This is a genomic window from Hymenobacter aquaticus, assembly GCF_004765605.1.
Taxonomy (GTDB): domain Bacteria; phylum Bacteroidota; class Bacteroidia; order Cytophagales; family Hymenobacteraceae; genus Hymenobacter; species Hymenobacter aquaticus.
The window spans coordinates 1584367-1610652 of record NZ_SRLC01000002.1; the positions used below are offsets into that span (position 1 = coordinate 1584367).

A 26286-nucleotide genomic window follows, 5' to 3' on the forward strand; every position below is an offset into this window, starting at 1 on the left:
TATATTCACCCAGCCCTATTCTCCATGCTCCACCGGTACTGGTTGCTGCTTTTCCTGTTTCTGTTCCTCCTTTCCTCGCCCCTGCACGCCCAGACTACGGGCCAGATCAGCGGTACCGTGCGCGACCGGGCCACCCAGGAAGCCTTGCCGGGCGTGACGGTGGTACTCGACGGCACCAGCTTCGGCACCGCCACCGACGAGCAGGGCCGCTACCGGTTCACGGGCATCCCCACGGGCTCCTATAACCTGCGGGCCTCGTTTGTGGGCTATGAGCCCCTGCTGCGGGCCAACGTGAGCGTGACCAGCGGCAACGCCAACATCATCAACCTGGAGTTGAACGCGGGCAGTAAGCAGCTCGGCGAAGTGACGGTGACGGCCAGCCGGGCCATTCGGGTGGCCACGGCCGAAACCCCACTGAGCGTGCAGCGCCTCAACACCGAGGAAATCAAGACCTACCCCGGCGGCAACTTCGACATCTCGAAAGTGGTGCAGAGCCTGCCCGGCGTAGGCGGCGGCGGCACCGGCGGCACGGCCGGCTTCCGCAACGACATCATCATCCGGGGCGGGGCCCCCAACGAAAACGTGTACTACCTCGACGGCATCGAGGTGCCGGTCATCAACCACTTTGCCACCCAGGGCAGCACCGGCGGCCCAGCCGGCATTCTGAACGTGTCGTTTATTGAGGACGTGACGCTGAGCTCCTCGGCTTTCGAGGCCCGCTACGACAACGCCCTGAGCAGCGTGCTGCAGTTCCGACAGCGCGACGGCAACCCCGAGCGGGTGCAGGGCAACGTGCGCCTGAGCGGGACGGAAGTCGCCGGCACGCTGGAAGGCCCGCTGGCCAAGAATACGACGTTTCTGGTGTCGCTGCGCCGCTCCTACCTGCAGCTGCTGTTCAAGGCCCTCGACCTGCCCATCCGGCCCAACTACTGGGATTCGCAGTTTAAGGTAACGACCAAGCTCTCGGAGAAAACCACCCTGACGGCCCTGGGGCTGGGCGCCATCGACCACTTCGAGCTGGCGGCCCCGCGCAACTCCTCACCCGATAAGGAGTACGTGCTCCGCTCGACGCCCACCTACGACCAGTGGAACTACACCACCGGCCTGGCGTTGCGCCACCTGCTGCCCGGCGGCTACCTGAACGTGGCCCTGAGCCGCACCCAGCTGGAAAACAAGGTGGATTTGTTTGAGGGCGGCACCGGCAGCGACGAAGCCAACCGCGTGCTGCTCACCCGCTCGGGCGAAGCCGAAAACAAGCTCCGCGTGGACGTAAACCGCACTGCCGGCCGCTGGCAGTATGCCTACGGGGCCAGCACTCAACTGATACACTACGACAACCGCTTTCAGCAGCGCCTGCGCCGCGAAATTCGGGACGAGCTGGGCAACGTGACGGCCCCGGGCCTGACCGTCAGCTTTGCCTCCGACCTGGATTTCGTGCGCTTCGGGGCCTTTGCCCAGCTGACGCGCACCCTGCTGCCCACCGGCCGCCTCACCGTGTCGGCCGGCCTGCGCACCGATGGCAACTCCTTCACCGACGAGGGCCGCAACCTGCTCCAGACCCTGTCGCCGCGCGTGTCGGCGGCCTACGCCCTGACCGACAAGCTGAACCTGACCGCCTCGGTGGGGCGCTATTACAAGATTCCACCCTCCACTATCCTCGGCTTCCGCGACGCGAGTGGCGCGCTGGTCAACCGTAACAACCGCTACATCCGCTCCGACCACTACGTAGCCGGTCTGGAGCTACTGCCCCGGCCCACCACGCGCTTCACCCTGGAGGGCTTCTACAAGAAGTACAGCGACTACCCGGTGAGCGTGCGCGACGGTATTTCGCTGGCCAACCAGGGCGGCGACTTCGCGGCCCTGGGCAACGAGGCCGTGACCAGTACCGGCCGGGGCCGAACCTACGGAGCGGAATTTTTCTTCCAGCAGAAGCTCACCAACAAAACCTTCGCCGTGGTGTCGTACACCGTGTTTCGCTCGGAGTTCAGCGGGCTGGACGGGCGCTATAAGCCCTCGGCCTGGGACTCGCGCCACCTCGTGTCGGGCCTGCTGGGGCGCAAGCTGGGGCGCAACTGGGAGCTGGGCCTCAAGTACCGTTTCGCCGCCGACTCGCCGTATACGCCCTTCGACGAGGTGGCCTCGCGGCAGAACTACGCCACCATCGGCACCGGTATTCTCGACTACGGCCAGCTGAATACCCAGCGGCTGGGCTCGTTTCAGCAGGTTGATTTCCGCCTGGACAAGAAGTACAACTTCCGCCGCCTCACCCTCGACTTTTACGTCGACGTGCAGAACCTGCTGCTGGCCAAGCGCCCGGCCACGCCCAGCTACAGCTTCCGCCGCACCCCCGACAACTCCGCCTTCGAAACCACCGACGGCCAGCCCCTGCGCCCCGATGGCAGCAACGGCATTCCCGTGCTCATCGACAACGCCAGTGCCCTCGTGACGCCCACCATCGGCTTTATCGTGGAGTTCTAGGGCAGTTGTTCGTTGTCAGTTGTTCGTTGTCAGTTGTTAGTTGTCAGTTGTTAGGTCTGTCATCCTGAGTGCAGCGCAGCGGAGCGAAGGACCTTCCTCGCCTACCCCGCCATAGGTAATACCAACGCACAAAAGCCCTTTACCGCAGTAGTGGTAAAGGGCTTTTGTGCGTTGAAGAACGTTTGTCAGAACACGGAGGAAGGTCCTTCGCTTTGCTCAGGATGACAGACCTGACAACCAGTAACTAGCAACCAGCAACCAGCAACCAGCAACCAGCAACTACGCCTACTGCTTGGCCGGAGTCGTTACGCCGCCCGATACCTTCTCAATTTCGGTGCTGATGTACTTGAGCAGGCTGTCGAGCTCGGGCGGGGTGCCTTCCTCGGCCTGCACGGTTTTGAGCTGCCCGTTGGGCTGCCGGATGCTGAGCACGGTGGCGGGCAGGTCGGTGGAGCCCTGGGAGTAGCGCTCCTCGTAGGTGCTGAAGTTGAGGCGGCGGGCATCGTCGAGCACCGTATTTACCACGTTCTGGGGCAGCCGGAACTCGTGGGTGCCGGTGCGCTTCACGTAGCCGTAGCCCGTGTACGACACCCGGCCGTCGGCGTACACGGTGGCTTCGTAGTGCGGGCAGGTGCCGAAACAAGGCGTGCGCTTAAACACGAACACCGGGGCCGAGTCCACCTTTTTGGCGGCTACGGCACTGGCCGCCGGCTTCTTGGTCACGAGCTTGATTTTGGTCGGCTCCCGCGACACGATTTTAGTCTTGGTGCGGTCGGACAGCAGATTCTGGGCCGACAGGCTGCCAGCCCACAGCAGGCCGGCAACAAGCAAAAAGGCGGAAGGGCGCATAGGGTAGGGGCTTGCGGGAAAGATACCGGGTAAGTTCCAAAAAACGAGCCACTAACCAATGCCCCGCCGTCAGCCCGTACCTACGAAGTTGTGCTTTACCTGGATGGTGACCAATTGCTAAGCTGACCCTGCTTCTAGGCTACTTCTAGAGTGGCTCTAGACTGCTTCTAGACATCCGCTATAGGAGCACCGCTTAAAGCCGGGCGTAGAGCCCCGGCAGGTAGGCTCAGAATATTGGACAAAACCGCGGCCGGGCCAAAACGAGCAACGCCTTCCCGCCGCATGGGCAGAAAGGCGTTGGCAAAAGCAGTAAGGCCGGAGCCGAACTACGAGCGGCGGGTAGGCTTCTTGGGCTTGTCACCCTTGGGCTCCCGGGGCTCGGCCGATGAGCTGCCGCCCTGCTTGGCCTGGGCTTCGCGCTCCTGGGCGGCCTTCATGGCCTCGGCCAGGCGGGCCTGGAAGCCCGAAGGCTTCTTGTCCTTGTTCTTCACCTTGTTGGCTTCGAGCTGGGCGCGCAGCTTGGTTTCATCCACGAAGCTGCGGGTGATGAACTGCTGGGCAAACGTCACCATGTTCGACACGAAGTAGTACCAGGTCAGGCCGGCGGCAAAGCTGTTGAGCACGAACATGTAGATAACCGGCATGACGTAGCCAATCACCTTCATCTGGCCCTGCATCTGGGTATTCACCTGGTTGCTCTGCCAGGTCATGAGCAGGGTGGAGGCCGTCATCAGCAGCGTGAACAGGCTGATATGGTCGCCGTACCACTTGATGTAGAAGGGCAGCTTGATGAACACGTCGTAGCTGCTCAAATCCTTGGCCCACAGAAACTGCTCCTGGCGCAGCTCAATGGCGTTGGGGAAAAACTGGAACATGGCCAGCAGAATCGGGATGGTGAGCAGCGTGGGCACGCAGCCGGCCAGCGGGCTCACGCCGAAGGTCGAGTAGAGCTTCATCGTCTCACTCTGGATCTTGGTCTGGTCGTCGCCGTACTTTTCCTTGAGCTGGTCGATTTCGGGCTTCAGCACTTTCATGCGGGCCTGCGACACGTAGGTTTTGTAGGTCAACGGCCAGGTCACGAGCTTGATCAGCAGCACGAGCAGGGCAATGATGATGCCGTAGGAGCCGATAAACTGCTCCAGGAAGTGAAACACGGGCAGAATCACGCCGCGGTTTACCCAACGGAAGATGCCCCAGCCCAAGTACACGTTCCGCTCGAAGCCGGGGGCCACGTTTTCCAGAATCGGCAGGGAGTTGGGGCCGAAGTAGTAGCGGAAGTTGGCCTTGCCGCTCTGCACGTCGGCCACCGGAATGGCCAGCGTGCTGCTCATCGACTTCAGGTAGGTCGAGTCCTCCAGGTTCACGTTGGAGTTGAACTGGCCGGTGCTGAACTGGTTGTCGGCAATGATGCCGGCAATAAAGAAGTCGTGCTTGTGGGCGGCCCACTTCAGGGGCTCGGCAATCTTCACTTCCTCGGGGTTTTCCGAGGCCTCGGCCAGGGCGCCGTGGTCGTCGGAGGCCAGGTAGTGGTTGATGGTCGAGTGGTTGCGGTTCTGCTTGGCATCCTGCTCGGTCTGGCGCACGTGGTCTTCGAAGGTGAAGGTCAAGGGCTCGGCGGCCAGGGTGCTGGCCACGCCGGGCATGCGCAGGCTGTAGCCCACCTCATACGAGTCGTCGAACAGGGTATACACTTCCTCGATGCTGCCCCCGGCCACGGCGGCCGTGAAAGTCAGGCTCTGGCCTTTCCGCTCGCCCACGGTTACGGGCTGCACCGCGGCGGGCTGGAAGTACAGGTCGGAGAGCTTGATGCTGCGGCCGTCGGTGGTGCGGAAGCGGGTGTCGATGCTGGCGCTCTGGGCGTCGAGCAGGTCGAGGGGCTTGCCGAAGAAGGTCTTGTACTTGTTCAGGCGCACGGCTTCCACGCGGCCGCCTTTCGAGGAGAAAGTTACCGTCAGGTTAGCGTTTTGCAGCTGCACCTGCTGGGCCGTGCCCTGGGCGGCCGAGGCAAACGAGCCCAGCGTGCGGGCCGCCGTAGCCGAGTCGAGCGGAGCGGCGGCCGGGGCGGCGCCGGTTTTGCTGGCCGCCGTGGTGGCCTTGGCGGCGGGTTGGTCTTTGGCCGGCTTGGGCGCGAAGAAAAACAGGTAGACGAGGAGCAAGGCCGAAATCAGAAACAGGCCGGTTGCTTGGTTTTTGTCCATCGAAGGAAGGTACTGACGGGAAAAAGTGAGGGGCGCCGGGCGCCGCGAAATGCAAAGGTACGGGGAAAGCGCGGCATGCCTCAAAAATCCGGCGAGCCGGGGCAAAGGTCGGCATTGGCAGAAGAATATTCGCGAACCGGTATTTCTGGCAGATGCACTAAGCCCCACTGTCATTGCCAGGACAAAGGACGAGGCAATCCGTCCTCTGAAATGGGCCGAGCTGCCTTAACCCAGAAAGCCTTTTAGACCTGAACGATGTAACGCGAAGTTCCACTTCGCGAGTCGGCCGCGCCACTGGCACGAAGGTCGTTCAACGCCTCGCGAAGTGGAACTTCGCGTTACAAGCAAAAGCCCTTTACTCCGGCGGGAATAAAGGGCTTTCTGGGTAAAGGTCATTTCGCCCATTTCAGAGGACGGATTGCTTCGTGCCTCGCAATGACGCGTTTATCCTAAAACTCGTTCTTATGGTGCTGGATGGCGGCTTTTACGAAGCGCACAAACAGCGGGTGGGGGTTCTGCACCGTGCTTTTCAGCTCGGGGTGAAACTGCCCGGCCACAAACCACGGGTGGTTGGGAATCTCGATGACTTCGACCAGGCCCGTGTCGGGGTTGAGGCCGGAGGGCACCATGCCGGCTTCCTCGAACTGCTTCAAAAACTCGTTGTTGAACTCGTAGCGGTGCCGGTGCCGCTCACTGATGGTGTTGCGGCCGTAGGCTTTGGCCGCCTTCGAGCCGCGGCGCAGCTCGCAGGAGTAGGCCCCCAGGCGCATGGTGCCGCCCTTCTGGGTGATGCTCTTCTGCTCTTCCATCATGGCAATGACGGGGAAGGGCGAGCCGGGGTCCATTTCCGTGGACGAGGCCCCTTCCAGCTGCAGCACGTTGCGGGCAAACTCGACCACCGCGCACTGCATGCCCAGGCAGATACCGAAGAACGGAATCCGGTTTTCGCGCACGTACTTAATGGCCGCCACCTTGCCCTCGAAGCCCCGCTCGCCGAACCCGGGCGCTACCAGCACCCCGTCCACGCCGTGGAGCAACTGGGCAATGTTTTCGGAAGTGACGTGGTCGGACTGAATGCTGCGCACCGTGACCTTGCACTCGTTCTGGGCTCCGGCGTGCACGAAGGCCTCATTGATGGACTTGTAGGCGTCGGGCAGCTCCACGTACTTGCCGACCAGGGCAATGGTGATTTCCTCGGTCGGGTTCTTGAGCCGGCCCAGAAAGTCTTTCCACACTTCCAGGTCGGGCTGGGCGCTGCCGCCGGTGAGCTTCATCTTCTTGATAACCCGCTCATCCAAGTGTTCCTTGAGCATGAGCAGGGGCACCGAGTAGATGCTGTCGGCGTCGAGGGCCTCGATAACCGAGTTGATTTTTACGTTGCAGAACAGCGCAATCTTCTTGCGCATCTCCATCGGAATCGGGTGCTCGGAGCGGCACACCAGGATGTCGGGCTGCAGGCCGGCCTCGCGCAGGTCGCGCACCGAGTGCTGGGTGGGCTTGGTTTTCAGCTCGCCGGCGGCGGCCAGGTAGGGCAGCAGCGTCAGGTGAATCACGACTGAGTCGTTCGGGGGCAGCTCCCAGCGCAGCTGGCGCACGGCCTCCACGAAGGGCAGGCTCTCGATGTCGCCGATGCAGCCCCCGATTTCGGTGATGACGATGTCGAACTCATTCCGCTCGCCGAGCATCAGCATGCGGCGCTTGATTTCGTCGGTAATGTGGGGCACGACCTGCACCGTTTTGCCCAGGTAGGCTCCCTCGCGCTCCTGCCGGATGACGTGGTCGTAGATGCGGCCGGTCGTCACGTTGTTGGCCTGGGAGGTCGGCACGTTCAGGAACCGCTCGTAGTGGCCCAGGTCGAGGTCGGTTTCGGCCCCGTCGTCGGTCACGTAGCATTCGCCGTGCTCGTAGGGGTTCAGCGTGCCCGGGTCGATGTTGATGTAGGGGTCGAACTTCTGGATGGTGACCCGAAAGCCGCGGGCTTGCAGCAGCTTGGCGAGGGAGGCGGCAATGATGCCTTTACCCAGGGAGGAAGTCACGCCGCCGGTCACGAAAATGTACTTGGCGGTAGTCGCGGGAGTGGGGGTTCTGTCTGGCATAACAGGACGCAAAGCTACTCAAATATGTGGGCCGGGCGCGGCCCCGGGCCGAATGTTGCGCAGAATAGTTCGGGGCCCGCTCCGGGAAAAGCGGCAAAAGTTGAGGTCGAGTTTGCATATTGCGCGCCCCAAATCCGCCGCTCATGCCCCGCCTGTTGCTTTCTTTTCTGCTTGTCTTTTTCGCGCTGCTTCGGCCGGCCGTCACGCGGGCGCAGGGAGCCGCAGCGGCCGACAACACGGCGGAAACCGCGCTGCACCGCGGGCAGGGGCCGCGCTGGCTCAACCGGCTGCTGGGCTCGTCGGCGGTGCTGCGCCAGCACCACGTGGGCGTCTGTCTCACCGACGTGGCCACCGGCGAGACGCTCTACGAGCTGAATTCCGAGCAGTATTTCACCCCGGCCAGCACCATGAAGCTGTTCAGTCTGTACGCCGGCCTGCACCTGCTCGGCGACTCGCTGCCCAGCCTGCGCTACGTGGTGCGGCCCGACTCGCTGCTGTTCTGGGGCACCGGCGACCCGACGCTGCTCCACGGCGACGTGCCCTCGGGCCGGGCCTTTGCCTTTCTGCAGGGCCGGCCCGAGAAGCTGTTTTACCTGCCCATTCCCAGCGTCGAGGCCTTCGGGCCGGGCTGGAGCTGGGACGACTACACCTATTACTTCTCGCCCGAGCGGGCCGCCTTCCCGATTTACGGCAACACGGTCCGCTTCTACGCCCGGCCCAACCAGCCGCTGCGCGTGGCCCCGGCCTCGTTTGCCCCGCTGGTCGAGCCCACCCCGCCGGGCTTCCCGGCCGCCGACCACGTGCGGCGGGCCGAGCTGGAAAACCGCTTTTTCGTGCTGCCTTCCGCCAAGAGCTGGGTCGATGAAACGCCCTTCCGCACCAGCCCCGGCCTGCTGCTGAAGCTGCTGCAAGACACGCTGCGCCGGCCCGTGCAGGCCCTGCGCTGGCAGCTGCGGCCCCAGGACAGCCTCCGGACGCTGAGCGGCCTGCCCGTCGACTCGCTCTACCGGCGCATGCTGCAGGTCAGCGACAATTTCCTGGCCGAGCAGCTGCTGCTGATGTGCTCCAGCCGCCTGGGCTCCGACTCGCTAAACACCGCCCGCGCCATCCGGGCCGTGCGCCGGCAGTTCCTGGCCGATTTGCCCGACCCGCTGCGCTGGGTGGATGGCTCGGGCCTCTCGCGCCTGAACCTGGCCACCCCCCGCGACCTGAACGCGCTGCTGCTGAAGCTGCACCGGGAAGTGCCCGAGGCCCGGCTGCTGAGCTTGTTGGCGGCCGGCGGCGGGCACGGCACGCTGCGCCGCGGCTACCACGACGCGCGCGGCCCCTGGTTCTGGGGCAAAACCGGCACCCTGACCAACACCCACAACCTGTGCGGCTACCTGCGCACCCGCAAGGGCCGGCTGCTGGCCGTGAGCTTTCTGAACAACCACCACGTGGTGGAAACCAGCGCCGTGCGCCGCGAAATGGAGCGGATTCTGGGCCAGGTGCGGGAGCGGCTCTAGGTACTTCGGCGGCCGGGGTAAGCTACGAACGGCGGTTGGCTGCCAAGTGCCGATTGGGAGGGGCTGCGGAAATATTTTCTGATTGTCTTTTACCTAGCCGGAGCGGCGGCAGCGGGCAAGCGCACGTGGAGCTTAAATACCTCTGTTTTATAATAAAATAGGTATGCTTCTATGTTTTTCATGGCCGATAGTTGGCCGATCAGAAAGAAACGAAATTGTTGTACTGTGCTTACAAGAACCGGTTCGTTTTCAAGACAAACGGGGCAAGATTGGCATGGCTGGGTGATAATCGGTAGATTCATGCCTCTGTTTGAATCATAACCGGACGGGAAGGCCCCGGATTTCTGGCTTTTTGCTCTGGTTTCACCTCAACTTTTATTGCTGTGCGTTGCTCGATAGTATGTTCACTGGTGGCCGGTCTTAGCGTTGGCGTAACAACATTAGCTCCTGCTGCCCGGGCAACCACTTGGGCCACCGGCGGCCCCCACCGCACTCCCGTGGCCTTGCCGGTGCAAAATGCTGGCACCGGCTTGACGGGCACCTACTTCGCCAACGGCACGATGGCCGGCGCGCCCGTGCTGCGCCGCGTGGATGCCGCCATGGACTTTAACTGGGGCAAACAGTCGCCCGGCCCCGGCCTGCCCGCCGACAACTTCTCGGTGCGCTGGGAAGGGCTGCTGGCCGCGCCCGGCACGGGCAGCTACCGGTTCGTGGCCAAAACCGGCGACGAAGTGCGGCTCTGGATCAACGGCAAAAAAATCCTGGATACCTGGAAAGGCACCTCGGGTGGCGTGCTCAGCAACGGCAACGTCGGGCTGGCTGCCGGGGAAAAGACTACGATTAAAATCGAGTTTGCCGAAGGAGAGGGCGACGCGCAGTTTCAGCTGCTGTGGGCCCCGCCCGGCCAGGCTCCGCAGCTTATCCCGACCACCAGCCTCTACCCGCTGGGCTCCCCCACCACCCCCGACCCGCCCGGAACGGCCCCGGCGCCCAAGCCCGTAGCGGCCAAGCCCACGCCGAAGCCCGCCGCCGCTAAGCCTGCCGCCCCAGCCAAGCCCGTGGCCGTGGCCAAGGCCGAAGTAGCACCCAAGCCCGCCAAGGCCCCGGCGGTAAGCCCCGAGCAGGCCGCTGCTAAAGCCGCCGCCGCGGCCGAAGCCAAGGCGGCAGCCGCCAAAGCCAAAGCCGCCGCCGACAAAGCTAAGGCCGAAGCCAAAGCCACCGAAGCCAAAGCCAAAGCCGACAAGGCCGCCGCCAAAGCGGCGGCCGAAGCTGAAGCCAAGGCCAAGAAAGACCAGCAGCCCGAGCCCCTGGCCCCCGGCGTGTACGTGCTGACCTCGCGCACCACCGGCAAGCCCCTGGAAGTTATTGACCCTTACCGGCCCAATAGCCAGGCCTACCAGCCCGAGGCCGTGGGTGCGGCCGCCGGTAGTGCGGCCCTGGCCCGCAGCACGGCTCCGCAGTGGAAAATCGAGAGCCTGGGCGGGGGCTTTTACCGCCTGGTGGTACCCGGCAACAACCGCGTGCTGGAAGTGCTGGGTAGCTCCACCTCCAACGGGGCCGACCTGGATTTGTGGCCGTACTACAGCGGCAACAACCAGGCCTGGCGCATCGAGCCCACCGAGGGCGGCTTCTACAAGCTGCTGGCCAAGCACAGCAACAAGGCCCTGACGGCCAAAGACTCGGCCAATACCACCGACAGCGGCACGATTCACCAGTGGCGCTTCAGTGGCCGCGAAAACCAGATGTGGAAGCTGCAGCCGGTGCAGGCCGAAGAGCCCACCGCCGCCGCTATGGCCGGCAGCAAGCCCGGCGTAGGAGCCCACAAAATGAGCATCTACCCCAACCCCAGCAACGGCGTGGTGCAGCTGCGCTACGAACTGCCCGAGGAAATTCCGATGGGCTGGGTGCTCTACAACCAGAGCGGCGCGCCGGTGCGCGTCTCCGACTACCGCCGCCAGCCCGCCGGGCCGCACCACCAGACCCTGGACTTCACCGGCCTGCCCGCCGGCGACTACAACCTGCGCATGACCGTGGGCACCGTCACCACGCGCGAGCAGCTGCAGCTGCGCAGCCCCAAAGCAGTGGTGCCCACCCCGAGCGGCAACTAACACCGTAGTTTATAGCAAACAGAACCGGGCGGCTCCAAATGGGGCCGCCCGGTTTCGTTTAGCGGGGTGTAGCATTAGCTAAGTCCTCATTCCAATCCTTATCTATCTGACCAAAATATTTGTTGAGCAGAGCATGGGCCGCTTGCACCCTGAATACCTCATGTTGCAGCTTTCCGGCAGCATCGGTAGCCGGATTATCCTGAGTCAACAGCTTGTGTACCGTCTGTTTGAGCGTGTGCGGCTCGAAAGGACCTTGCATGGCTTCTATGACAAACACGCCAGCCAGCATGGCCTCGCCCGGGTCGGAACAGCGTAGGATGAACTCGGTAAAAAACTCCAGGTGCTTTGTGCAGTCGTATCGAATACAAGGCCAGATCAGAGTCGAGCGGTAATTCTGATTGATAGAAGCTACTGCGGCTTTCATCAGCAGTTCTACCACCTGCTCATCCTTGGCGTAAGCAAAAGCGTCTGCGACGAACCACTGAACGACCCGGTCGGTATCATCCTCTAAAAAAGGAGCGAAGGACAGGAAGCTGCCTTTCTTATTCCAACAGGAAAGCAGGGCCTTTAAGATCTGTTGGCGCTCGGTATTCCCTGCACTGGCCGCTTGCGCAATACTGGCGCGCAGGTGAGTCAAATGCGCCGTTTTGGACAGATTCATGGCCCGCCTTAGTACAGCACCCGGAACTTAATCGTGTGCTCTACCGCGCGTAGGGCCTGAATTACTTCCTGGTCGTACTCCTTGTCGATGTCGGTGATGACGTAGCCGATGTGCTCGTTGGTTTTCAGGTACTGGCCCAGAATGTTGACGTGGTGCTCGGCCAGCACGTTGTTGATGCGGGCCAGTACGCCGGGCACGTTGGCGTGCACGTGAATCAGGCGGTGGGCCTGCTGGGTGGGCAGCTGAATGTTGGGGAAGTTGACGCTCTGCTGAGTGTTACCGGTGTTGATGTACTGCATAATCCGCTCGGGCACGAACTCGGCAATGTTGCGCTGGGCCTCGGCCGTGCTGCCGCCGATGTGGGGCGTGAGCAGCACGTTGGGTAGGCCCCGCAATTCGCTTTCGAAGCCTTCGTCGTTGGTTTTGGGCTCGTAGGGAAACACGTCGACGGCGGCGCCGCCGAGGTGGCCGCTGCGCAGGGCGGCGGCCAGGGCCGGCACGTCCACGACGTGGCCGCGGGCGTTGTTGAGCAGAATGGCGCCGGGCTTCATCAAGGCCAGCTCGGCGGCCCCGATGAGGTTGGTGTTGTCCTTGCGGCCGTCCACGTGCAGGGTCACGATGTCGGCCTGCTGCAACAGCTCTTGCAGCGTGCGGCAGCGCACGGCGTTGCCCAGCTGCAGCTTTTCGGCCACGTCGTAGTAGAGCACCTGCATGCCCACGGCCTCGGCTACCACCGAGAGCTGGGAGCCAATGTTGCCGTAGCCCACGATGCCGAGCTTTTTGCCCCGGATTTCAAACGAGCCCTTGGCCGACTTGTCCCACTCGCCGGCGTGCATCTTGGGGTTTTTCTCCGGGATGCGGCGGGCCAGCACGATGATTTCGCCCAGGGCCAGCTCTACCACCGAGCGGGTGTTGGAGAAGGGCGCGTTGAACACGGCTACCCCGCGCTTCATGGCCTCGGTCAGGTCAATCTGGTTGGTGCCGATGCAGAAGGCGCCGACGGCAATCAGGCGGTTGGCTTTTTCCAGCACCCGCTGCGTAACCTGGGTTTTGGAGCGGATGCCGAGGATGCTCACGCCCTCGATGCGCGCCATGAGCTCGTCTTCGTCGAGGCCGCCGGGCACGGAATCCACCTGGTAGCCTTCGGCGCGGAACAGCTCGGCGGCCCGGGCGTCGGGGTTTTCGAGCAGCAATACTTTGATGCGGTTTTTGGGGTAGCTCAGGGTCATGGGTAGCTTATTCTGATAGAGAAATTCGTCGAAAGAGGGCAGTACTTCGTCGGCGCGGGCTACTACGGCCTCGCGGCTGACGTTTTCGGTGAAGGCGTAGAAGCGGTTGGCCAGGCCGGCCTCCCGGATCTGGTAGTCGGTGTAGCCGTCGCCGAGCACGTACACGTCGCCCGCCAGATCCAGCTCGCGCAGCTGCAGAATCTTGCCCCCGTCGCGGCTGAGCACGTTTTCGGGGTCGAAGCCGGTGATGCGGCCGTCCTCGGCGAAGGTGAAGGTGTTGGCCAGCACGTGGTCGGCCTGAATGCCGAAATCGGCCACCACGGGCTCGATAAACTCCCGAAAGCCGCTGCTGACGATGAACACGCGGCCGGGAAACCGCTCGAAGAAGGCCCGGTTGCGCACGATGCTCTCCGACACCTTGCCCTTGAGCTGCTCGACCAGCAAGGGCAGGTGCTCGCGCCGGGCCGGCAGCAACGCCAGCCGCTGCTTCAAGGATTCCGAGAAGCTCAGGCTGCCGCTCATGCCCCGGTCGGTCAGGGCCCGGATTTCACCGACTATCGTTGAGCGGTCGGGGTGGCCGCGCAGGGCAATATCGGCCAGCTCGTCGAGGCCTTCCACCTGGGTGAAGGTGCTGTCGAAGTCAATAATCAGGTAGGGCAGCGGTGTGGTTGGTTGGGGCATAGTGGCGGTAATATCGGGCACAAATGCCACTTGAGCGGGGAAATTATTGCCGGCCGGAATTTTCCGGGGCCGATGCCAACCTTTCGCCGCGCGGCGGCCTCCCCATAGTACCAACCTACATTCTTACGGCCACATGAAGAAAATTACCCTGCTATTTCTCGGTCTGTTAGCGGCTGAGCTGGGCTACGCCCAAACCACGGAAGTATCCCTGCACCTGACTTCGGGCTTGTCCAACTTTCGGGGCAAGAATGCCACTGAAACGACCGCCATTATGGTGCCCGACAACGAGGCCGTGCCGCCCTACAAGTATTTGTATACCCTGATGGACGTGCCCTACGCCGCCGATCCGTTCGGTAAAAAGCTGGGAGTGTCGTACGGGGCGGCCGCGCAGGTGCAGCACGTTACGGCCCGCCACCTGGTATTTGGGGCGCAGGGCGGCTACGAAGTATTGCGCAGCCGCACGCCGATTTTCGTGGTGTTCGATAAGCATGATTTCGGCCTGTCGGCCAAGGGCCACGCCACCTTGGCCAACAGCTTTATCAACCTGCACCCGTTCGTGGGCTACCGCCTCACGCGCGGCCCGCTGGATTACGACCTGACCGTCGGCCCGGAAATCGGGTTGTTGCAGCGCAGCCACGAAACGGCCGAAGCCACCCTCACGGACTTCAAAGATGCCGCGTACACCACCGATCTGGAGCGTAGCCAGCGGAAAGTAGACGTGCGGGCCCGCCTCAACGCGACGGTGTATTACCATCGGCTGGGCTTTTCCCTGGGGTACTCCCTGGGCCTGAGCAAGTACCGGCCCGACTATGCCAGCAGCTCCGAGCAGCTATATTCGCAGGTCTTCCGGACCGGCATTTCGTACCGGATTGGGGTGTAAGCCCGCTGTTGACCCACTAACCGGGCAGCACCAGCAGGGCTGGTGCTGCCCGTATTCTTTGTTCTCTATTCCGAATGTGGTTATGAAAAAGTTTACGCTGTCTTGCCTCGCTGCTTTGGTTGCCCATCTGAGCTACGGGCAGCAAACCGAAGTATCAGCACACCTGACGTCGGGCGCGGCCTCTTTCCGCGGCGCGGCGGCGGCCAGTGAGGCTATGCTCGTGCTGCCGACGGCGGCCGGCGTGCGGCCCTACACCAACGACGCGTATGGCCGGCGGCCGGCTTTTTCGTATGGCATTGCCGGCCAGGTGCAGCGCGTTACGGCCGCTGGCCGCCTGCTGGGCGTGCAGGCCGGCTACGAATTTCTCCGCAGCCGCGTGCAGCTTACCAGCGTGCTGGACCGCAGCGGCACCGTAGTACTGGCCGATGGCCATACGACCCTGACCAACTCCGGCCTGAACGTACACCCCTTCTTCGGTCAGCGCTTCGACCTGGGCGGCGTGGCGCTGGATGTGACGGCCGGCCCCGAAGTGGGGCTGGTGCTGCGCAGCCACGAAAAAGGGGAGGCGGTGTCGGGGAAGGGCGTGCGCTACGGCGTGGATCAGGACCTGAGCCACCCCAGCGTGGACGCGCGGGCCCGGCTCAACCTGACGGCCTACTACCGGAATACGGGCCTGTCGTTGGGCTACTCCCGCGGGTTCACCAACTACCAGGGCGCGTCGGAAGGTGACGCAAACGGGCGGTACGCGCAGGTTTTCCGGGCCGGGCTGTCTTTCCGGCTGGGTTTGTAGCCGGCCGGCCGGGTAGTGGCCCCGCGCCAAGGCCCGGCTTAGCTTTCGTAGAACTCGACCGGCAGCCCGTCAGGGTCCTGGATGAAGGTGAAGCGGCGGCCGGTGAATTCGTCGGTGCGGATGGGCTCGGAGCTGACGTGGTGCTGGTCGAGCCAGGCCACGGTGGCGGCCAGGTCAGACACGGCGAAGGCCAGGTGGCGCAGGCCGGCGGCCTCGGGCCGGGTGAGGCGGGGCGGGGGCTCCGGAAACGAGAACAGCTCGATGATGTAGTTGCCGTGCAAAGCCAGGTCTAGCTTGTACGACTGCCGCTCGGCGCGGTACACTTCCCGAATAATGCGCAGGCCGAGCACCTCGGTGTAGAAGCGCTTCGACACGGCGTAGTCGGAGCAGATAAGGGCAATGTGGTGGACGTGGAGCAGCGGAAGCATGGCAGGTAGAAAATAAGCCAGCAACAGGCCAGCTCACCGGCAAAGCAACGAAATCTAGCTGATCCGCTTGGCGTCGCAGGCCGGAATCCACTGGTCGTTTTGGCAGGTAGGGCAGCGGGCCAGGGCACCCTTGGCCAGCTCCTGCACCGTGCCGCAGGTGCAGCAGGCGTGCGGCCCGGCCTGCTCTACGCGCCGCTGCGGGTGCAGCAGCAGCTCGGGCCAGATGGGCAGCCCCGGCACGGTATCCTCGTCGGTGCGAAAGTAAATGCTGACGTCGCCGGTGGCCTCGATATAGGCCCGGCGTACCTGGCCCAGGTGCTCGACCTGCAACTGGCGCAGCTCGCCAAACAGCTCCTTTTGGGTCAGGTTCTGCTGCCGGAACTCGGGCAGGCAGATGCGGCCCTCATCGACCAGCAGCACGGGCTTGCCCTCCAGCCAGTCGCTGAAGCGGGGGAATTTTTCGGTGGCCCGGTTGAAAGCCAAGTACAGCAGCGGCACGACCACAAACACCACGGCCGCGTGCAGCAGCGGCGTGTCGTCGTAGAGCATGGCGTCGCCGGCGGCCGAGCCCAGGGCCAGGATGATGCTCAGCTCGAAGATGGACAGCTGCCGCACCCCGCGCCGGCCCGTCACGCGCAGGGCCCCGATAATCATCAGGTAGGTGAGCACGCAGCGCAGCACTACTTCCAGCAGAAACAGGGGCGGAGCATCGTCGGAAAACAGCAGGCGGTGCCAGTCGAAGGGTTGGATAGCGGCGGCGAGGAGCATAGGCACAGATAAACGTTCCTGGACTAACGCAAATAAGGCGGGGTGGTTCAGCCTGACGCCGGCAACCTGCCCGCCGCCGGACAACCAAACGCCCGGCCGCAACGAGTGCGGCCGGGCGTTTGAAGTACCTGGCAAAGGAAAACCAGGACTAGTCTTTGTCCTTAGGCTTCACTTTGGTTTTGTTGCGCTTGTCCTTGATTTTGGTGTCAGCGGGCACGGTCGTGGCCGGGGGCGTCTGCGTCACGGTCGTCGTCGTGGCCGGGTCTACCGTCGTCGTGGTCGATTCTACGGTGGTCTGGGTCGCGGGCGTGGCGGGCACGGCGGGCGTCGCCGGCGTGGCGGGCGTCACGGTGGTTTGCTTGGTCGTGGTGGTGGTGCTCGACTGGGCGCTGGCCGAATATGCACCCGTGGCAAGCAAGGTGGCGAAAACAAGAAGCTTCTTCATGGGAGCAATGTATTTCGTTGAACCATAAGCCGACTCTGGAACCCCAAAGTCGCCTTTCAGGATGGCTTTAACGCAGGACCACCCCGAAGGGTTTAGCGCAACGGCCGCCGGGCATCCTCTGGCGGCGGGCCGCGTAGAGCAGGCCACTGACAAAACCGCGCCGCAGCTGTTTACTGCCCGCACCCCTGCTTTATTCCTTTATGCGCACCCTCAAGAAAATTCACCGCGCCGCGTATTCCCCCATCGGCGACCTGGTAACCTACTCGCCGCTGCCCTCGCGCACCCTCGACCAGATTGACCCGTTCCTGTTTCTGAACCACCACGGCCCCCAGAAATACCGGCCCCACAACAACGGCCTGCCCTTCGGGCCCCATCCGCACCGCGGCATGGAAACCGTCACCTTTATCCTCGACGGCGACATTATGCACAAAGACAGCGGGGGCCACGAAAGCGTGATTACCGCCGGCGGCGTGCAATGGATGACGGCCGGCCGCGGCCTGATTCACGCCGAAGTATCGTCGGCGGAGTTCAAGCGGCAGGGCGGCGACCTGGAGATTCTGCAGCTGTGGGTAAACCTGCCGGCCCGCCTCAAGATGACCGAGCCCCGCTACCTGGGGCTGCAGAAAGAAGCCATTCCTAGCCTCTCGCTCGACGAAGGCAAGGTCACCGTGAACCTGATTTCGGGCGAGTTTCGAGGGCACAAGCCCGCCTTTGAAACCCTGTCGGATATTTCCCTGCAGACCATTTTCTTCCAGCCCGGCGGCGAAATAACCCTGGAAATACCGGCGGCGCACAACGTGTTTTTCTACGTCATCCGGGGCCAGCTCACCGCCAACGGCCAGCCGGTGGAAGCCCTGCACCTGGCCGAGTTCAACCACGACGGCGACTCGCTGCGCGTCCAGGCCGGCCCGGCCGGGGGCGTGCTGCTGCTGGGCCACGCCCAACCCTTCGACGAGCCCGTCGTGGCCCAGGGCCCCTTCGTGATGAACACCGAAGCCGAAATTCACCAGGCCTACGACGACTACCGCCGCGGCAAATTCGGCCAGTGGCAGGGCTAATTTTTAATGTGCTCAGGTGCTAATGTGTCATTAATGTGCTCAGGTGCTAATGTGGGGAATGTGCTGAATGTGGGGAATGTGTTCTGGCGAGGCGTAAGCCATTGCGAGCATCAAGCGGCGTCAATCCGTCCGCTGCTCGTGACCAACATTCTTTTCCCAGAAAGCCCTTTCTCGTTGTTACGGAAAGGGCTTTTCGTATTAGAAGGTTATGCGCATTTCAGCGGATGGATTGACGCCGCTTGATGCTCGCAATGACGCGTTTCTCACATTCAGCACATTCCCCACATTAGCACCTGAGCACATTAATGACACATTAGCACCTGAGCACATTAGATCCGCTCATACACCACGTACCCGTGCGGGGGCAGCGCGAGTTCGGTGTCGGTGGTTAGGCGCAGGATTTTGCCGCTGAACAGCTCCCGGTAATTTCCCTCGGCTACGTGCTGCACGCGCAGCGGCCGGGGGCGGCTGCCTACGTTTACGGCCACGAGCAGCGTCGCGGCTTCCTTGGCGCGGGTAAAGGCGTACACCTCGGCCGAATCGGGGGTGGAGAGGGGGCGGAACTGACTGCACGGGTCGCCGTTGAGCAGGGCCGGGTGCTGCTTTTTGAGGATCAGCAGCTTGGTGTAGAAGTTTTCCAGCGGGTAGGTACCCCACTCAATCGGGTCCTTGTCGAAAAACTTCAGGCGCTTTTTCAGGGCGGCTTCCTGCCCGCTGTACACCATCGGCATGCCCGGCAGCAGGGCCGCCAGCACCGCCATCGGCTGCACGTTGGGCCCCAGGCGCTCATACTCGCTGCCGTCCCAGCTGTTGATGTCGTGGCTGGTGGTGAAGTTCATCAGGTACACGCTGGGCGGGTACAGGCGCCGCTCGCGCGCCAGGTAGGCATTCAGGTCGTGGGCCGGGCGCTGGCGGCGGGCCACGCTGTCGAGCACGTCGTGCAGGCGCAGGCCGTAGGTCATGTCGAAGGCTTTTTCGAGCAGGTGGGTGTTGGGGTCAAACTCGCCGGGCTTCAGAAACGTCGGCGGAAACAGCTCGTCCCACTCCGCCAGCATGAAGACGGGCTTAATCTTTTCCAGCTCGGCCCGGGTTTGCTCCCAGAACGGGGTGGGCACCAAGCCGGCCACGTCGCAGCGGAAACCGTCGAAGCCGGCCTCCCGCACCCAGAACGCCATGCTTTCCTGCATGTACTGCCGCAGCTCCGGCTTGTCGTAGTCCAGGTCGATGACGTCCTGCCAGTCGGCTACCGGCGGCCGGAAGTTGCCCCGCGCGTCTTTGGTAAACCAGTCGGGGTGCTGCGCGGCCAGCTTACTGTCCCAGCTGGTGTGGTTGGCCACCCAGTCCAGAATCACGTGCATGCCCAGCTTGTGGGCCTCGGCTACCAGGTGCTGCACGTCAGCCAGGGTGCCCAGGTCGGGGTTCACGGCCCGGTAGTCGCGGATGGAATAGGCGCTGCCCAGCGTGCCCTTGCGGTTTTTTTCCCCGATGGGCTGAATCGGCATCAGCCACAGAATGCCCACGCCCATCTTCTGCAGCCGCGGCAGGTGCTGCTCGAAAGCCTTGATGGTCCCCTCGGGCGTGTACTGCCGGATGTTGACTTCGTAAATACTGGCGTTGCGGGCCCACTCGGGGTGCTGCACCGTGTAGGCCGCCGGCGCCGCGGCGCACGGGGCCTGGGCGGTGTCGGGCGACTTCGACGTGCAGGCGGCAGTCAGCCACAGGCCGGCGGCCAGCAGATGGGAAAGGCGGGAGTGAAGCATAGCCGCAAGTAAAGTTTTTCGGGCCAATAACCGGTTGCCGGGCAGCTCACAGCGCAACTACTGCCGATAAACGGAAACGCCTGCCCGTACCGACGGGCAGGCGTTTCTGCTTTTACGGTAATCGAAGAAGGCTTAACTGCCCGCCTGACTAAGCTGGGCCAGGTCTTCGGGGCTGAGCTGCAGCTCGGTGGCTTTCAACAGCTCCGTTACCTGCTCGGGAGAGGTGGCGCTGGCAATGGGAGCCGTCAGGCCGGGCTGGGCCATAATCCAGGCCAGGGCAACCTGGGCCGGCGTGGCCTGCCGGCGGGCCGCCACGGCATCGACGGCGGCCAGGATGCGCAGGCCCTTTTCGTTCAGGTATTTCTGCCCCACGCCGCCGCCCCGGGCGCTTTTCTGCAGGTCGGCCTCCGAGCGGTATTTGCCGGTCAGGAAGCCGGCGGCCAGCCCGTAGTACGGAATAACACCGAGGTGCTGCTCCTGCACCAGCGGCAGCAGGTTCTGCTCGAAGTCGGCGCGGTCGTAGAGGTTGTAGAGGGGCTGCAGGGTTTCGTAGCGCGGAAAGCCGTGCCGCTCGCTGGCCGCCAGCGACTCGCGCAGGCGCTCGGCCGTGAAGTTGGAGGCCCCGATAACGCGCACTTTGCCTTCCTGCACCAGCTGGGCGTAGGCGGCCAGGGTTTCTTCCACCGGCACGGTCGGGTCGTCCTTGTGCGACTGATACAGGTCGATGTAGTCGGTTTGGAGGCGTTTCAGCGAGCCTTCCACGGCCCGCAGAATGTAGTTTTTGGCCAGGCCCTTGTTGTCGGCATTCACTTCCCAGCCAACTTTGGTGGCAATGATGACGTCGTCGCGGCGGCCGCGCTGCCGCAGCCAGTGGCCGATGATGGTTTCCGACTCGCCGCCCACGTGGCCGGGCACCCACACCGAGTAGCCGTCGGCGGTGTCAATGGCGTTGCCGCCCCCGCTCACAAAGGCGTCGAGAATCCGAAAGGAGGTGGCCTGGTCGGCGGTCCAGCCAAAAACGTTGCCGCCCAGCACGAGCGGCGTTATCGAAAGGTCGGAGCGACCCAAGGTGCGGGTAGAAGCCATAGCGGTATGGGAATGAACAGAGGAAAAGGCGCCGCCAACGCGGCAGGCGTAGTAGTACTGAGTGGCTGCAAAATTGTTTTTGCAAGAAAAGTGACCATAGGTTAAATGATTTGTAGTCAATGGGAAACGGATGAAATGGGCAGGATAATACGACTAGCTTAGCTTCGAAAACCGCGGCGGCGCTGCTCCTTCCTGCTTCCGGGCTCCGTATATCCAAGCTGCATTGAGTTCACGCTTTAGAATACGTTGCCATGAAAAAACAGGGAATCCTGCTGCTCACGCTGGTATTGGGCCTGGGCGCGCTGCCAGTCGCGGCGCAGTCGGCCAAAAGGGCCAAGCACCACCTGACCCCCGCTAAAACCTATTACCTGGTGCTGCTGAAAAACGGCAGTGCGCGGGGGCAGGATCTGGAGACGGTAGCCACCATCCGGGCCGGGCACGCGGCGCACTTGCAGCAGCTTACCCGGCAGGGGCGCCTCACGCTGGCCGGCCGCTGCCCCGGCGCCAACAGCACTCTGGGCGGCATGTACATCCTCAGCGCCAAAGACCTGGACGAAGCCCGCCGCCTGACCCAGGCCGACCCCGCCGTGCAAGCCGGCAGCCTGACGATGGAAATCTACCCGTGGGTGAATCAGGAGCTGGGGCGGCAGCCGTAGGGGTGGAATTGCTGCTGGGCTACTCTTTCTTTTACCGTATTCTGCCGTTTCACGTATTTGGGCACAGACCTTGCCGGGCCGGTTTCTCTCCCGCGGTAATCCAACTTTTCAGCTTCGTGCCCGATGCGTTTTCTGGCTGTTTTTCTTTTGTTGCTCGTTCGTTTCAGCGCCAGCGGACAAGCCGTTACGGAGCGCGACTTCAAGAAGCATTTCGACAGCTACGGCCTGCGCGGCTCGTTTCTGCTCTACGACCAGCAGGCCAACCACTTCACGGCCTACGACATGGCCCGCTGCAACCAGGGCTACCTGCCCGGGGCCACGTTTGCCATTCCCAATACGCTGATCGGCCTGGAAACCGGCGTGCTGGCCGACACCAGCCACGTGTTTGCCTGGGACCAGGTGAAGCGCGACAATGAAGCCTGGAACCGGGACCTGCGCCTAAGCCAGGCCGTGCGGGCCGAGTGCCTGCCCTGCATGCAGCAGATAGCCCAGGAAGTAGGCGTGCGCCGCTACCAGCAAAGCCTGCTCAAGCTGAAATTCGGGCAGATGGTGGTGACGCCCGAAGTGCTGACCTCGTTTTGGATGGGCGGCGTGTCGCGCATCTCGCAGTTTCAGATGGTCAACTTTCTGCGCTTTCTCTACCAGGAAAAGCTGCCGCCCGCCCCGCGCAATCAGGCCCTGACCAAGCAGCTGTTTCAGCTGAAGGCCACGCCCCAGTACACGCTCTACGGCACCAGCGGCTACACCCAGCGCGCCAAGCTGACCAACGGCTGGTTTGTGGGCTGGCTGGAGCGGGGCGGCAACGTGTACCTGTTTGCCCTGAACGCCGAGCCCAAGGACGGCAAGCCCGCCGACGAGAAGTTCATCGAAGGCCGCCGGGCCATTGCCGAGCTGATTTTGCAGGAAATGACGCTGCTGCCTAATTAATTTTCCGTGCCGTCCCGTTGTCCGTACCCGGTACGCGGCCGGGTCAGCCCGGGCTTTGTCGGGTGGCGGGTAGCCTAATCCCGCCCCCGGAATATCAGCTTGCAGGCTAATGAAATGGAACGTCAGGGAATGGCTAAAGCGCTACGGTCCGGCCGAGCTGCTGTCGGTGGGGGCCACGCTGGCGGCGGCTGGGCTGGGCTTTGAACTGACCGGCAGCTACGTGGCGGCGGCGCTAGCCGGTACCTGGGCCGGCAACGTGGCGTACTTCGGCTATATTCTGGCCCTGGATATCCGCCAGACCCGGCGGCGGCGCCGCGCCGCCGGCCAGCCCTACACCGGCCGGGTACTGCTGCGCAACCTGCGGGCCCTGGTCGTGGAATTTGGCCTGGCCGAGCTGTTCGACAGCCTGCTGATCCGGCCGGCCCTGATGTATTACCTGCCCAAAGCCCTGGGCAGCCTGAGCGGGGGCATCCTGTTGGCCAAGCTCCTGGCCGACGTGACCTTCTACGTGCCGGCCATCATCAGCTACGAGCTCAGCAAAAAGCGCCTGCGCCGGTTCGAGGAGTAGTTTTTAGTTGTTAGTTGTCAGTTGTCAGTTGTCAGGTCGCTTTTGCACTAACAACTAACAACTGACAACCGACAACTAACTTATTCACGCAGCAGGACCAGGCGCTGGTGCTGCTCCTGCATTTCAGCTACGTAGACGCCATGCGGCAGCTGGCGGCCCTGGGTATCGGTACCGTCCCAGGTGGTGGAGTAGGAGCCGGCCGGTTGCGCCCGCACCGGAAACGTGCGCACGATTTCCCCCCGCGCGTTGCGAATCAGCAGGGGAAAGCGGCCGGACTGGTGCTGGGTGTAGCGCAGCGTGGTGCTGGTGCTGAACCGTTGCGGACTGGGTGCCTCCAACGTCAAAGCTTCCGGAGCCGCACTACCCACTGGGGCCAGTTGCAGGCCGCGCACCGAGAAGCGGAGGGCTTTATCCTGGAGCAGGGCGTGCAGGTGCAGGGTCTGGCGGGCGGCATCGTACTCCCAATCGGTGGCCGGCACGGCTTGCCCATCAAGCAGCACGGCCGTGGGCGGGCTGATAACGCGCGGCACGTCCAGATTGAGCGTGCGCCACACCGGGCTGCCGGGGTAGCTGCCACTGGTGCGCACCTGAACATCAGCCTGCCCGTTGCGCAGCTTGCCGGTAAAGACTAGCAGGCTGAACTGGTGTTGCGCCTCCGCCTGGGCCGAGTGGCCATCGTCGTCGTAGAGCGTGAAGCTCGATTCGGGCACGGTGGTATCGGCGTAGTAGCGCACGTTCAGCGTGTCGGTGCGGTAGCGGGCGGTGGTGGGCACGTAGGGCGTCATCGGCAGAAAGGCCCCGGCCCGCACCAGCAAGGGCAGCTGGGCCAGGGGCGCGGCCACGCCCACGGTCTGGCTGCCGGCAAAGGCCTGGTGGGAATAGAAATCAATCCAGCGGCCGGGGGGCAGCACCACGTTGCGCCGCCGCTGCCCGGGCTGTAGCACCGGGGCCACGAGCAAGCTGGAGCCCAGCAGAAACTGGTCGTTGACGTTGGCCAGGGCTGGCGCGTTATTCGCCGCCAACTCCCGGGCTCGCCGGGCCGTCAGCCTTGCCGCGCCCCAGGTTGTCGAGGCGGCCGTGCTCCAGTTCCAGGTGGGGGCGGGGCTGGTGGCTTCGGCGGGGGCCTGCGCTTCCTCTTCCGGCGAGAGCAGGGCAAACACGGATTGCGGGTCGAGGCTGGTTTCGCCGTAGTTCAGGGGCCGGGCCAGGGGCGTGCCGGTCCGGGAGTTTTCCCAGGCCAGCGTGTAGAGGTAGGGCAGCAACTCGTAGCGCAGGCGGGCGTAGCGGCGCACGATGCTCTGGTAAGGCTCGGGGTAGTGGTAGGGCTCGGGCGCGACTACGCCGTGGGGCCGCATGATGGGGCCGAAGCTGGCCATCTGCAGCCAACGGGTGTACAGCTCGGCGTCCATGTTGGAGCCGGCAAAGCCCCCGGCGTCGGAGTGCATGTAGCCCACGCCGCCCAGGCCCATGCTGAGCATGATGGCCACCTGCGCCTGTAGCCCCGACCAGGACCGGCTCACGTCGCCCGACCACGGAAACACGCTGTGGCGCTGCATGCCCGCCCAGCCCGAGCGGGCCAGGTTGAACAGCCGCTCCTGCGGGTACTGCCGGGCGTAGCCGGCGCTCAGAATGCTGGTCCAGGCCTGGCCGTAAGCATTGTGGATGCGGCGCGTCGGGCCCGGGTCGTACACCATGTCGGCGGGCTGATTTTCCGGCTCGCCCAGGTCGCTCCACCAGCCGCCCACGCCGTCCTGCTTCAGCCTATCGTACTGCTGCCAAAGCCACTGGCGCGCCGTGGGCCGAAACATGTCCAGCAGCGTGGCCGGCCCGGCCCAGAACGACTCAACGGTGTAAGGCCGGCCCCGCGCGTCGCGCCCCACCAGGTTCTGGCCGCGCACCAGCGCATCGTTTAGGGAGGTGCGCATCACGTAGGGCTCCGAAATCAGGATGGTCTTGACGCCGGCCGAGTCGAGGCGGCGCATCAGGCGCTTCGGGTCGGGAAACTGCTGGGGCTGCCAGTGGAAGTCGCCCTGCCGGGTGGTGCCCCCAAACCAGTAGAGGTCCAGCACCAGGGCATCGAGCGGAAACCCGGCTTGGCGCATGCGGGTAGCCGTTTGCTGCATTTCCAGCTCGGTTTTGTAGCCAAAGCGGCTCTGAATCAGCCCCAGGCCCCAGCGCGGCGGCAGCGGCTGCCGGCCGGTAAGGGCGGTGTAGCGGGCCAGGATTTCGGCGTAGGAGGTGCCCGCAATGAGGAAGTACGCCAGCTGGTTTAGCCCTTCGCCGCGGTAGTCGAGCGTGTTTTTCTCCGTCGCGCCCAGGTCGAGGGTGCCGGGGGCGTGGTTGTCGAAAAACAGCATGTAGCCCCGGCTGCTCAGCACCGTGGGTAGGGTCACGTTCAGGGTTGGTTCCCCGTTCTGGTAGCCGTAGTGGGCCTCGTTGTAGAGCGTGAGCTGGCGGCCGCGCCGGTCGAGGGGCAGGGCCCGGGAGCCGGTGCCGTAGAGGTGCTCGTCGGGAGCCAAACGGAAGGAAACGCCCACGCCCGCCGCCGCGCTGCCGCCCGCGCCCTGCTGAAACGCCCCCGCCGCTTCCGCCGCCAACGGCTCGGCGCCCTGCCGGTAGCTGAGGCGCAGCGGCTTTTTCTGAATGACGATGGTCAGGTTTGAGTCGCGGCGGTAGGGCTGCCATTCGATGCGGTAGCCCAGATCCTGGTACAGATTGGTGGCGGGCCCCGGCCAGTAGGAGCCCCGCTCCAGCCCTGGGTAAGGCGACTCCTGCACTACGCTCACCGACGAATCGGGGCGCACCGGCTGCCCGGCCGGGTAGTACTCCACGCGCACGACACCGGCCGCGTAGGGCCGGACGCGCAGCGTGCCGCCCGTGGTGGTGCGAATGGTCAGGATGCCGGCCAGGTAGCGCAGGCTCTGGAAGTCGCCGAGGCCGGTGGTGGGGGCCGCCGGCCGCGCAAACGGGTCCCGTGGGGGCCGCCCGGGGCCGGCCTGTTGCGCCCAGCCGGGCAAAGAACTCAGGAAAAGGCCCAGCAGGACCCCGGCGCGACGAAAAAAGCAGCAGGACATGGCAGCAAAGCAAATGAGGCCGCCAAGATACGCCGTTGGCT

At 63.8% G+C, this 26286-nt stretch carries 20 protein-coding genes; 9 read left to right on the top strand and 11 right to left on the bottom strand.

The window, feature by feature from the left end; genetic code table 11:
• The first annotated feature begins 24 nt into the window (after positions 1–24).
• Positions 25–2478: a TonB-dependent receptor gene (locus E5K00_RS19375; RefSeq protein WP_135464918.1), complete on the top strand. Its 2454-nt coding sequence runs from the start codon at positions 25–27 to the stop codon at positions 2476–2478.
• Between the two features lie 285 nt (positions 2479–2763).
• On the opposite strand, the gene E5K00_RS19380 is transcribed toward E5K00_RS19375, so the two are convergent.
• From E5K00_RS19380 to E5K00_RS19390, 3 genes are all read right to left on the bottom strand, one after another.
• A complete protein-coding gene (locus tag E5K00_RS19380; protein ID WP_135464919.1) occupies positions 2764–3327 on the bottom strand; it encodes a DUF6438 domain-containing protein in 564 nt (187 codons plus the stop codon).
• A gap of 326 nt (positions 3328–3653) precedes the next feature.
• Positions 3654–5525 carry a membrane protein insertase YidC gene (gene yidC / locus E5K00_RS19385; RefSeq protein WP_135464920.1) on the bottom strand — a complete coding sequence of 624 codons (1872 nt, stop codon included), beginning with the start codon at positions 5523–5525 and terminating at the stop codon, positions 3654–3656.
• A 449-nt stretch (positions 5526–5974) separates the two neighbouring features.
• Positions 5975–7621, bottom strand: a complete 1647-nt coding sequence (locus E5K00_RS19390; protein WP_135464921.1) for a CTP synthase — start codon at positions 7619–7621, stop codon at positions 5975–5977.
• 143 nt (positions 7622–7764) lie between these two features.
• On the opposite strand from E5K00_RS19390, the gene E5K00_RS19395 reads away from it, so the two are divergent.
• Both E5K00_RS19395 and E5K00_RS19400 read left to right on the top strand, forming a co-directional pair.
• On the top strand, positions 7765–9126 hold the full coding sequence (locus E5K00_RS19395) for a D-alanyl-D-alanine carboxypeptidase/D-alanyl-D-alanine-endopeptidase (RefSeq protein WP_135464922.1): 1362 nt from the start codon (positions 7765–7767) through the stop codon (positions 9124–9126).
• 530 nt (positions 9127–9656) lie between these two features.
• Positions 9657–11234: a PA14 domain-containing protein gene (locus E5K00_RS19400; RefSeq protein WP_167856953.1), complete on the top strand. Its 1578-nt coding sequence runs from the start codon at positions 9657–9659 to the stop codon at positions 11232–11234.
• Positions 11235–11292: 58 nt separating this feature from the next.
• Here E5K00_RS19400 and E5K00_RS19405 read toward each other — a convergent pair whose 3' ends face one another.
• Both E5K00_RS19405 and serA read right to left on the bottom strand, forming a co-directional pair.
• Positions 11293–11895 (bottom strand): hypothetical protein, encoded by a 603-nt coding sequence (locus tag E5K00_RS19405; RefSeq protein ID WP_135464924.1) that lies wholly within the window; start codon positions 11893–11895, stop codon positions 11293–11295.
• An 8-nt stretch (positions 11896–11903) separates the two neighbouring features.
• Complete coding sequence (gene serA / locus E5K00_RS19410) at positions 11904–13805, bottom strand: phosphoglycerate dehydrogenase (RefSeq protein WP_135464925.1); 1902 nt, start codon at positions 13803–13805, stop codon at positions 11904–11906.
• 133 nt (positions 13806–13938) lie between these two features.
• On the opposite strand from serA, the gene E5K00_RS19415 reads away from it, so the two are divergent.
• Positions 13939–14685, top strand: coding sequence for a hypothetical protein (locus E5K00_RS19415; RefSeq protein ID WP_135464926.1), 747 nt, complete (start codon positions 13939–13941; stop codon positions 14683–14685).
• Positions 14686–14767: 82 nt separating this feature from the next.
• On the top strand, positions 14768–15475 hold the full coding sequence (locus E5K00_RS19420; RefSeq protein ID WP_135464927.1) for a hypothetical protein: 708 nt from the start codon (positions 14768–14770) through the stop codon (positions 15473–15475).
• A 38-nt stretch (positions 15476–15513) separates the two neighbouring features.
• On the opposite strand, the gene gloA2 is transcribed toward E5K00_RS19420, so the two are convergent.
• From gloA2 to E5K00_RS19435, 3 genes are all read right to left on the bottom strand, one after another.
• Positions 15514–15903 (bottom strand): SMU1112c/YaeR family gloxylase I-like metalloprotein, encoded by a 390-nt coding sequence (gene gloA2 / locus E5K00_RS19425; protein ID WP_135464928.1) that lies wholly within the window; start codon positions 15901–15903, stop codon positions 15514–15516.
• Between the two features lie 54 nt (positions 15904–15957).
• The gene (locus E5K00_RS19430; RefSeq protein ID WP_135464929.1) at positions 15958–16671 is read right to left on the bottom strand and encodes a DUF421 domain-containing protein; all 714 of its coding nucleotides are present in this window, start codon (positions 16669–16671) and stop codon (positions 15958–15960) included.
• Positions 16672–16819: 148 nt separating this feature from the next.
• Complete coding sequence (locus E5K00_RS19435; RefSeq protein ID WP_135464930.1) at positions 16820–17116, bottom strand: hypothetical protein; 297 nt, start codon at positions 17114–17116, stop codon at positions 16820–16822.
• Between the two features lie 200 nt (positions 17117–17316).
• Between E5K00_RS19435 and E5K00_RS19440 the strand changes: the two genes are divergently transcribed.
• Entirely contained in the window at positions 17317–18174 is an 858-nt protein-coding gene (locus E5K00_RS19440; RefSeq protein ID WP_135464931.1) for a pirin family protein, read from the top strand.
• A 329-nt stretch (positions 18175–18503) separates the two neighbouring features.
• Here E5K00_RS19440 and E5K00_RS19445 read toward each other — a convergent pair whose 3' ends face one another.
• Both E5K00_RS19445 and E5K00_RS19450 read right to left on the bottom strand, forming a co-directional pair.
• Entirely contained in the window at positions 18504–19934 is a 1431-nt protein-coding gene (locus E5K00_RS19445; RefSeq protein ID WP_135464932.1) for an alpha-amylase family glycosyl hydrolase, read from the bottom strand.
• Between the two features lie 132 nt (positions 19935–20066).
• Positions 20067–21020, bottom strand: a complete 954-nt coding sequence (locus tag E5K00_RS19450) for an aldo/keto reductase (protein WP_135464933.1) — start codon at positions 21018–21020, stop codon at positions 20067–20069.
• A gap of 251 nt (positions 21021–21271) precedes the next feature.
• Here E5K00_RS19450 and E5K00_RS19455 point away from each other — a divergent pair, with 251 nt between their 5' ends.
• From E5K00_RS19455 to E5K00_RS19465, 3 genes are all read left to right on the top strand, one after another.
• A complete protein-coding gene (locus E5K00_RS19455) occupies positions 21272–21676 on the top strand; it encodes a YciI family protein (RefSeq protein ID WP_135464934.1) in 405 nt (134 codons plus the stop codon).
• 147 nt (positions 21677–21823) lie between these two features.
• On the top strand, positions 21824–22603 hold the full coding sequence (locus E5K00_RS19460) for a class D beta-lactamase (protein WP_167856954.1): 780 nt from the start codon (positions 21824–21826) through the stop codon (positions 22601–22603).
• A 109-nt stretch (positions 22604–22712) separates the two neighbouring features.
• Positions 22713–23171, top strand: a complete 459-nt coding sequence (locus E5K00_RS19465) for a hypothetical protein (protein ID WP_135464936.1) — start codon at positions 22713–22715, stop codon at positions 23169–23171.
• 80 nt (positions 23172–23251) lie between these two features.
• Here E5K00_RS19465 and E5K00_RS19470 read toward each other — a convergent pair whose 3' ends face one another.
• On the bottom strand, positions 23252–26245 hold the full coding sequence (locus tag E5K00_RS19470; protein ID WP_135464937.1) for a TIM-barrel domain-containing protein: 2994 nt from the start codon (positions 26243–26245) through the stop codon (positions 23252–23254).
• Positions 26246–26286: the final 41 nt, after the last annotated feature.

Coding starts and splice junctions, on each gene's coding strand:
- E5K00_RS19375 (WP_135464918.1), top strand. CDS start 25: ATGCTCCACCGGTACTGGTTGCTGCTTTTCCTGTTTCTGTTCCTCCTT.
- E5K00_RS19380 (WP_135464919.1), bottom strand. CDS start 3,327: ATGCGCCCTTCCGCCTTTTTGCTTGTTGCCGGCCTGCTGTGGGCTGGC.
- yidC (WP_135464920.1), bottom strand. CDS start 5,525: ATGGACAAAAACCAAGCAACCGGCCTGTTTCTGATTTCGGCCTTGCTC.
- E5K00_RS19390 (WP_135464921.1), bottom strand. CDS start 7,621: ATGCCAGACAGAACCCCCACTCCCGCGACTACCGCCAAGTACATTTTC.
- E5K00_RS19395 (WP_135464922.1), top strand. CDS start 7,765: ATGCCCCGCCTGTTGCTTTCTTTTCTGCTTGTCTTTTTCGCGCTGCTT.
- E5K00_RS19405 (WP_135464924.1), bottom strand. CDS start 11,895: ATGAATCTGTCCAAAACGGCGCATTTGACTCACCTGCGCGCCAGTATT.
- serA (WP_135464925.1), bottom strand. CDS start 13,805: ATGCCCCAACCAACCACACCGCTGCCCTACCTGATTATTGACTTCGAC.
- E5K00_RS19415 (WP_135464926.1), top strand. CDS start 13,939: ATGAAGAAAATTACCCTGCTATTTCTCGGTCTGTTAGCGGCTGAGCTG.
- E5K00_RS19420 (WP_135464927.1), top strand. CDS start 14,768: ATGAAAAAGTTTACGCTGTCTTGCCTCGCTGCTTTGGTTGCCCATCTG.
- gloA2 (WP_135464928.1), bottom strand. CDS start 15,903: ATGCTTCCGCTGCTCCACGTCCACCACATTGCCCTTATCTGCTCCGAC.
- E5K00_RS19430 (WP_135464929.1), bottom strand. CDS start 16,671: ATGCTCCTCGCCGCCGCTATCCAACCCTTCGACTGGCACCGCCTGCTG.
- E5K00_RS19435 (WP_135464930.1), bottom strand. CDS start 17,116: ATGAAGAAGCTTCTTGTTTTCGCCACCTTGCTTGCCACGGGTGCATAT.
- E5K00_RS19440 (WP_135464931.1), top strand. CDS start 17,317: ATGCGCACCCTCAAGAAAATTCACCGCGCCGCGTATTCCCCCATCGGC.
- E5K00_RS19445 (WP_135464932.1), bottom strand. CDS start 19,934: ATGCTTCACTCCCGCCTTTCCCATCTGCTGGCCGCCGGCCTGTGGCTG.
- E5K00_RS19450 (WP_135464933.1), bottom strand. CDS start 21,020: ATGGCTTCTACCCGCACCTTGGGTCGCTCCGACCTTTCGATAACGCCG.
- E5K00_RS19455 (WP_135464934.1), top strand. CDS start 21,272: ATGAAAAAACAGGGAATCCTGCTGCTCACGCTGGTATTGGGCCTGGGC.
- E5K00_RS19465 (WP_135464936.1), top strand. CDS start 22,713: ATGAAATGGAACGTCAGGGAATGGCTAAAGCGCTACGGTCCGGCCGAG.
- E5K00_RS19470 (WP_135464937.1), bottom strand. CDS start 26,245: ATGTCCTGCTGCTTTTTTCGTCGCGCCGGGGTCCTGCTGGGCCTTTTC.